Annotated in this window: 3 protein-coding genes; 2 read left to right on the top strand and 1 reads right to left on the bottom strand. The window is 60.9% G+C overall.

Annotated features, from left to right (window positions below):
• The first annotated feature begins 23 nt into the window (after nt 1-23).
• Nucleotides 24-4250, top strand: a complete 4227-nt coding sequence (locus tag RWT78_RS25630; RefSeq protein ID WP_314681796.1) for an amino acid adenylation domain-containing protein — start codon at nt 24-26, stop codon at nt 4248-4250.
• 34 nt (nt 4251-4284) lie between these two features.
• Here the strand turns inward: RWT78_RS25630 and RWT78_RS25625 are convergent, their stop codons facing one another.
• Nucleotides 4285-4896, bottom strand: coding sequence for a glyoxalase (locus RWT78_RS25625; RefSeq protein ID WP_314681794.1), 612 nt, complete (start codon nt 4894-4896; stop codon nt 4285-4287).
• Between the two features lie 317 nt (nt 4897-5213).
• Between RWT78_RS25625 and RWT78_RS25620 the strand changes: the two genes are divergently transcribed.
• Nucleotides 5214-8318, top strand: coding sequence for a multicopper oxidase domain-containing protein (locus RWT78_RS25620; RefSeq protein WP_314681799.1), 3105 nt, complete (start codon nt 5214-5216; stop codon nt 8316-8318).
• The last annotated feature ends 241 nt before the right edge of the window (nt 8319-8559 follow it).

The following is an 8559-nucleotide window of genomic DNA, read 5'->3' as shown; positions in this document are numbered from 1 at the left end:
GCAGTGACATGTCCGGCAGTGACATGACCGGCAGCGACCCGGGTACACCACTGCCGGACGGCATGCCGCAAATCAGTTTCAACTACCTCGGTCGCGTGTCTGCCGGCAGCGTCCCGGAGGAGTTCGCCGATTTGGGGTGGACTCCGTCCGTGGATGTCGGTGACATCGAAGGCCCCGGAAACCCCGACATGCCTGCCGCCGCAGTTCTCGACATCAACGCGATAGTCACCGACATTTCGGGTGATGCCGAGTTGTCCGCGACGTTCTCCTACGCCGGACGCCTCCTGACCGATGCGGACGTCCGAGACTTGGCGGAGTACTGGGCGAGCGCGCTTCGGAGCCTGGTTTCCCACGTCGGCAGCGGCGCGGGGGGAGGCCTGACGCCTTCCGACGTTCCGTTGGTGACGGTCTCTCAGGAGGACATCGATGTCTGGGAAGACCGGTATCCGCTGGTCAGCGACATTTGGCCACTGTCGCCGTTGCAGCACGGACTTGCCTTCCACTCGTTGCTCGCCGGCAACACTGCCGACGTTTATCAGACCCAGATGGTTCTGGAGCTGACAGGAACTGTCGATCCGATACGAATGAACCGGGCCGTGACTGCTCTGCTGAACCGTCACGACAACCTACGGACGGCCTATGTAGCCGATCTGTCCGGCGAACTCGCGCAAATCGTTCTCGGTGAGGTCGATGTCCCGTGGCGTGTGGTCGACCTCGGTGCCGAGCCTGCGAGTGAGCGCGAAGCTGTCTACGAGCGAACCCTCGAGCGCGATCGATCCGAGCGTTTCGATTTGGCAACACCGCCATTGCTTCGGTTCACGCTCATCACTCGAGATCCCGGTCGACACGCGCTTGCGGTGACACTGCACCACATTCTTCTCGACGGGTGGTCGATGCCGCTTCTGATGAAGGACCTGATGGTTCTGTACGCAACGCACGGCGACGAATCGGTGCTTCCCCGCGCAGCGTCCTATCGTAATTACCTGTCCTGGTTAAATTCTCGGGACGCTGCGGAATCCGAGTTGGCGTGGGCCGAGGCGCTGTCCGGGCTCGAGCAGCCGACCCTGCTCGCCGGGGAAGGGTCTGCTGGTTCGAGTACCGGCACCGTCGAGTCGGTCGTTACCCAGGTGGAGACCGAACTCGCCGAGCATCTCGGTGCCTTCAGCGCCGACAACGGCGTCACATTGAACACCATGATGCAGGCAGGTTGGGGAATCCTGCTGGCGCGCCAGCTGGGTCGAACGGATGTCGTGTTCGGTGCAACCGTGTCGGGTCGTCCTCCCGAGCTCGATCATGTCGAGTCGATGGTCGGCCTGTTCATCAACACTCTGCCCGTCCGGGTCACGATCGACCCCGCGGAGTCTTTGCGTTCCTTGCTCTCACGGCTGCAGGCAGAACAGGCGGCGCTTCTCGAGCACCACCAACTCGGACTGACGGAGATCGTCAAGAGCGTCGGAAATGCCGCTGACTTCGACACGTTGTCCGTCTTCGAGTCGTACCCCGTCGATACGGAAGGTATCGCTGCAACGAGCTCGATCGACGGGATGACGGTCACAGCGATCACCGGTGACGATGCGACCCACTATCCGTTGACACTTACCGTTGTTGCCGATGACGGCATTTCATTCACGCTCAAGTATCAGCAGGATGTCTTCGATGCTCCTACGATCGAGGTTCTGCGCCAGAGGATGCTTCGGATCCTGCGTGCATTCGTGGAGTTGCCGGACACCGCTGCCGGAAACCTGGATGTTCTGGGGCCCGACGAGCGTCGCCTGCTTGTCCCGGTATCGGGCCTGCCGACTGCGCCCAGCGCAACCCTGGCTGATCTCATCGCTTCCGCCGTCGCACAGAACCCCGACGGAATCGCGATCTGGGCCGACGGGCGTGCGTGGACATACCGTGAAGCGGACGCCTGGTCGAACCGCCTTGCTTCCATTCTGCTCGATCACGGAGTCGGTCCGGAAACCTTTGTAGCCGTGGCACTCCGGCGATCGGCAGCGTCCGTGATGTCGGTGTGGGCAGTGACGAAGACCGGCGCCGCCTACTTGCCCGTCGATCCTGACTATCCGGTTGAGCGGATCGAGCACATGATCACAGACTCCGACGCTGTCATCGGCATCAGCCGAGGTGGGAATCAACTTCCCGATTCGGTGCGCTGGCTCGATCTGGACGCACTCGAAACCGCGATCCAAGAGCTACCCGACTCGAGTATCGCGGGAGCGGCTCGCATCGACAATCCCGCCTACATGATCTACACGTCCGGATCCACGGGCAAACCGAAGGGCGTCGTGGTCACGCATGGTGGTCTCGCGAACCTTGCCGCCGAGCGTCGTGAGCACTATCGCGTCGACTCGCGCTCACGATTCCTGCACAACACCTCGCCGAGCTTCGACATGTCGGTGGGTGAAATGATGTCGGCGCTTTCCGCGGCGGCGACTCTGGTCGTCACACCACCCTCCATTATCGGCGGCGACGAGTTGTCGCGGTTCATGATCGACCGCGAGGTCACCCACGCACTGATCACTCCGGCGATGTTGACGTCGATGGAACCGGAAGGGCTCGAGGAGCTTCGAGTCCTCGGTGTCGGCGGTGAAGCGGTTTCCGCCGAACTGGTCAATCGTTGGCAGCCCGGTCGAACCATGCTCAACGGGTACGGACCAACCGAGGCCACCGACATCTCCACCGTCGGTGATCTTGTCGCGGGGAAGCCGGTCACGATCGGATCGCCCGTACGCGGTTTCGGCACGGTGATCCTTGACGCTCGACTGCTGCCGGTGCCGATCGGGACACCAGGTGAGCTGTACGTGTCGGGGCCGGCTCTAGCCCGGGGGTACCACGATCAGCTAGTGCTCACGGCAACCCGATTTGTTCCCAACCCGCACGGGCAGCCGGGGGATCGTATGTATCGAACCGGTGACATCGCCGCGTGGACACCCGAACTCACCATCGAGTATCGGGGCAGGACCGACAGTCAGGTCAAGATTCGTGGTCATCGCATCGAACTCGGCGAGATAGATGCGGCACTGCACGCCCACCCGGACGTCGATGTGGCCATGACCCTCGGCAAGCGGACACCGTCCGGAGACACGGCGCTGGTGGCGTACGTCGTGCCGGAGCCGGGAACTGCGCCGGAGGCGGGCCACGTCATCGCATTCGTATCAGAGTTCTTGCCACGTCACATGATCCCGAGTGCCGTCGTCTTCATCGACAAGGTGCCGATGACACCGACAGGGAAGGTCGACGAGAAGGCATTGCCGACTCCTGATTTTGCGTCGAAGATCGTGTATCGGGAGCCGAGCACGCCTACGGAAATCGCTGTGGCCACTGCCTTCTCGGAGGTCCTCGAGATTGCTGACGTCGGCGCCGACGACAACTTCTTCGAACTCGGTGGCAACTCACTGTCGGCGATGCGAGTAGTGACCAAACTGCGGATGTCGCTTGCTCGCGAGATCCCACTGCAGTGGTTGATGACCGAGCCGACTCCGGCGTCGATTGCGATTCGTGTCGACTCCGGACAAGAATCTTCCGGGGCGCTGGACGTCGTGTTCCCGATTCGGACGACCGGTGATCGGCCGCCTGTGTTCTTCGTCCATCCGATCGTCGGCCTGGCCTGGAGCTATGCCGGCTTGGCGCAGTACATCGATTCGGCGACTCCGATGTACGGGATCCAAACTCCAGCAGTCTCGTCCGCGGATCCGCTGCCGGAGTCCATCGAGTTCACCGCCGCCAGGTACCTCGAGGAAGTTCGAAAAATCCAGCCTGAAGGTCCGTATCACCTTGCCGGTTGGTCGCTCGGTGGCGTGATCGCACACTCGATGGCGGTGCTATTGCAGGCAGCGGGCGAGTCGGTCGATTCGTTGGTGATGCTGGACAGCTTCGCCCATGCCGCTGAAGACGGCGAAGGTACGGACGCTGACGACGACGCGGACATGGGACTCGAGTTCGCGCGAGCCATGGGCGAGTTGACTTCGGAAGATGTCGGCAGGCTTGTCTTCGCGGCCCGGCACAACGACACGTTGATGCAGACTCACCAGCCGGGGATCTTCGATGGCGACGTGCTGTATTTCACTGCAGCGCTGGATGATCCATGGCTGAACCGGGGAATCGATTCATGGCGTGCGCACGTGAGCGGGGATATCGTGAATCACCCGGTCGAGTGCACGCACTGGGACATCACCTCGCCCGCCGCTCTCGAGACCGTTGGTCCGTTGATGGCGCACAACTTGGAGAGGATTCGACGGATGTCCTGAGTCGGGCGGGCGTGTTCTCGAGACACCACCTGCGTCAGGAATGGGTGCTTTCCCAGGCGAAACCGTCAGGATCCGCGAAGGGTTCGGACGCACCGGTGATGGTGATTCGGTGCGATCCGGTGCCTTCCGGAGCAACCCCGGCATCCTTTGCCAAAGCGCGGCGACCATACAGTGCGAGTGTCACATTGTTTGCTGCACTGGTGAATTCGACGTACTTGCGACCGAAGCTCTTGGACACCTCGAGTCCGCGGTCGAGGTAGAACTGCTTGCTGGCCTTGACGTCTTCGGCGCCGAGCAGCAGCACGAGGCTGTCGATTGTGCGGGTGGCGGGTCCATTGTTCTTCTTCGACGACGTGGCGATCTTCCAGATCGAACCGTCCAGAGCCTGAAGGACTCCGCCGTATCCCCAGAGGGATTTCTTCACCGGCTTCAAGACGGCGGCACCGGCTGCGAGTGCGGCGCCGACGAAGGCGTCGACGATGTTCGGTTGGGAGACGACGAGCGAAATGGTGTACCCACGAAACCCGGTTGTCGGTTCGTTCGATTCGCGTAGCTGGATTCGATCTCCGACGCCGAGAGCGTTGTAGAAGGCTTCGGCTGCGACGAGGTCGGGTACGTCGAGGATCACGGATTGCGCGGTGGTCATCTGGGCGCTCCCTGCTGATGCGTGGATTGACGACGTGTGGTCGGAAGTGGACTTCTGTGGTGTGTTCATGTGTTTCAACGTAATTGCGGGTCCCTTGGCTGTGCTTCTCGATTTCTGATCGGTTTGCTGAGACTGCTTGCAAGGTGAAGCGCTCGAGCGGGCACTAGGTGGGCAATTTGTCGTGAATGTACTGTTCAGCCGATGTTTTCTCGATAGGCTGATGAGCGCTGATCGGACGTATCTCACGCCACCATGGAACGGGGAAACCAGTGATCGCACTGCGAGGAAAGTCGTTAGCCGCAGCAGTAGTGGTGTCCATGACGATGGCGTTGGCCGCGTGTACGTCCGCTGAATCGGCGCCCGAGGTGGGCGCGAACTACGGCTCGGACGGAACCGCCGTCGACTACCGGGAGCCGGTGAAACTGAGTAGCCGAGATGGTGTTCTCGAGGTGCGCTTGTCCGCTCATCAGGGAGTGATTCCGCTCGATACCGCTTCGGCGCCCGTGTCGAATTTTCTGCTCTTCGGGTACGAGGTCATCCGCGGTACGGCGTCGGACGGATCGACCTCGGCGAGTGACGTCTATCCGGCGCCGACTCTCCGCGTCAATCCCGGAGAGCGATTGATCATTCATTACGACAACGATTTGCAGGATCTCACGATCGAGGACTTCTACGATCCGGCATTCACACCGGCGGGCGGGGACGTGCCGATCTATCCGCCGGCGCTGACGTCGGCTCCGCTGAATCTGCACACGCACGGAGTTCACGTGAGTCCGGACGGCAATGCGGACAACGTGTTGCTCAACATTCCCGCCGGCCAGGGAAACGTGTACGACTACGCGATTCCGGGGACGATGCCGAACGGTCTCTACTGGTACCACAGTCACCGGCACACCCTCACCGCCCAGCAGACGTACATGGGCTTGGCCGGACTACTGGAAATCGGCCGGCCGGACGGGAATTTGCCTGTCGTGACGGCAAACGACGTTCCGATTCGCGATATGGCACTGCAGTACAACTTCGTATTCGACCGCAAAGGAAAGGGCCGGCAGCTCAACGACGCGAACTGGCCTCAATTCGTCAGTACGTTGACGCCACCCGCCGGTACGGAATTAGCCGACGGGACGTACCGTCCGAGCCTTGCTCCGGTGAATTTCTCGGACACCACCGAGGGTGCGCAGTATTTCACCAACTGGTACACCGGACCGTTGTCCCCGGCCAATCATCGTGGACAGAATCAATTCGTTCCAGGCAATCTGCAGAGCTTCGTGGGTGAATCGACGACTGTACCGGCCGATCCCTCACTGCCGGACAACCAACGCGATGTGCAGTACACCGTGAACGGTCAGTTCCAGCCGTCGCTGAAACTGAAGCCGGGGCAGACCGAGATCTGGGTGCTTGCCAACATCAGCGACTTTGCCTACATGCCGGTCACGTTGACGGAAACCGCAACCGGCGCCCATCCGAAGTTCGCCATCGTAGGGCAGGACGGAAACCCGTTCGACGAGGTCAGGCCATCCGTGGACGGGGACGGAACCAGGCTGGTGATTCCGCCGGCCTCGCGATACGCAATCGCAGTGACGATGCCGGAGTCCGGCGATCTGGTGCTGGAGATGCCACCGCTCGAAGGTGCGAAGCCGGTGAGCAATCCAGGCATTCTCTACACCAACAACGGTACCGACAATCCGCCCGCCGAACTCGGAACCGTCACCGTCGACCCGTCGGTGATCAGTTACGCGGACGGATTCTTCACGTTCCCGACTCAGCAGTTGATCCGTGCGACGCCAGACGAGGGTGAAGGAAAGACGACTCCCTTCGAGTTCGGACAGAAGCTCGATACCTACACCTCGTTCGTGGATACCGCAGCGATGACGCCCGACGTGACCCGCAATCTCACAGTGTCCGGTGGGTTCGGAAACGAGAAGGCCAGCAACAGCGATCCGAAGGCCTTCACCTACGAATTCGCCGACAACACTTTCCCCAACATTCCGCTGATTCAACCGCGACTGAATTCCGTTGAGGAATGGAAGATCACGAACCTCAACAACGACGAACACCCGATGCATATTCACGTCAACGACTTCCAGGTAACGGAAGTTGTGGATCCCGTCGCAGGTACCACGCGAGGGGTTCAGCCATGGGGAATCGACAACGTGAACGTGCCCGCTCCGGTGACTGACGAGAATGAGAATGCTCTCGAGCCTGCGTCAGTGACGTTGCGAACGAAGTTCACCGAGTACACCGGAACCTTTGTGATTCACTGCCACCGACTCAATCACGAGGACAACGGTTTGATGGCGACTGTCAACGTGATTCCCGAGGTATCGACATATGCCGTCGCGATACCTGGTTCGGCCGGCGTGCCCGCCAAGGTGCAGATATTCGATGCCAACGGCGACAAACTGATCACTGCTGTGACGCCCTTCCCGTCGTTCGAAGGCACCCCGAGTGTTGCGATGGCGGACGTGAACGGAGACATGGTGCTTGATCTGGTCGCTGGAACAGGTGCAGGCTCGGCTCCGGAAGTGGTGGCGTACAACGCAGTCGGCGGCGTGCCGTTCACCGACGAGTTGGCAAGATTCGCCCCCTTCGATGTGGGTTTCCGCGGTGGAGTGAACGTCGGCGGTGTCGACATCGACGGAAATGCACTGGCAGACAACATCATCGTTGCATCAGGCCCAGGGATGGAGTCGCAGGTCAAGATCTACTCCACCGACCTTCCGGCGGACAAGAGGTCCGCACCCACAGAATTCGGTTCGTTCTCGCCGTACCCGGGATCGAGTCGCGGAGTCACGTTCGCAACCGGAATGGTTGACAGTCACTCCGGTCGAGCGAGCATCGTGACAGCACCCGGTGCGGGCGAGGAGCCGTTGATCAAGACGTTCCGCTACGACCTGTACGAACCGACGGCGGTTGCGCAGGGCGACTCCGATGAACACGCAGGTCATACGGCTGGTCCGGCAACGACATCACAGTTCTTGGCATTCGATCAGGGCTACCGCGACGGGGTGTCTCTGTCGACGGGTTGGGTGGCCGGCGCCGAGGGCGGCGCAAAGTCGATAGTGGCAGGCATGCTCGGAGGAGAAGGATCAATCCGCGTCTTCTCGAGTGGATCCAGACTCGACGGTGCACCCGAGATGTACCTCGAGAGTCCAGATCACCATTCGACGGACGTGGCATTTCGGGAGGTTGCAGCTTTCGACCCGTTCACCGCTCCAGGGTCGGGTGTGGGAGTGGCCACGACGAGCACGACTACCGGCGCGGATCTCCTCGTCAGCGGCAGCAACGGAACGGGTGCCGAAGTTCGGAAATTCACTCTCGGTCGTGCCGATCCGTCTGCGACCACATTGACACCGACGCTTGTGGGAACGCTGCCGCCCTATCCCGTCGGCGGGGGAGTTCTGCCGCTCGGCGGCCGATGATCCGGTTTTGAGAGTTACTGAAAGTAGTTTCATATCAACGTGTCTCGAGCCTTCCTGTTCTCGAAGTTGTCCGTTTTGTCTCTGGTTATCGAAAGTGTGTTCGATTAAACTTTCGGTATGGACAGTCGGGAAGCGTGGCAGCTGGATGGCGAGGACCTCAAGAGTGAGGTTCTGGATCTGGTGCGCGTCCGGCACGAGTTGCAGTCGCGGATGGTGTTGCTGATCGTGGAGATGTTTTCCC

The organism is uncultured Rhodococcus sp. (genome assembly GCF_963525155.1).
In the GTDB taxonomy this organism is placed as follows: domain Bacteria; phylum Actinomycetota; class Actinomycetes; order Mycobacteriales; family Mycobacteriaceae; genus Rhodococcus_F; species Rhodococcus_F qingshengii.
The sequence above is the reverse complement of the archived record's forward strand: the minus strand, read 5'-3'. Positions and strand labels throughout refer to the sequence as shown.

Excerpts from the sequence above, each read along its gene's own strand:
- RWT78_RS25630 (WP_314681796.1), top strand. The coding sequence starts at position 24 with ATGACCGGCAGCGACCCGGGTACACCACTGCCGGACGGCATGCCGCAA.
- RWT78_RS25625 (WP_314681794.1), bottom strand. The coding sequence starts at position 4,896 with ATGACCACCGCGCAATCCGTGATCCTCGACGTACCCGACCTCGTCGCA.
- RWT78_RS25620 (WP_314681799.1), top strand. The coding sequence starts at position 5,214 with ATGACGATGGCGTTGGCCGCGTGTACGTCCGCTGAATCGGCGCCCGAG.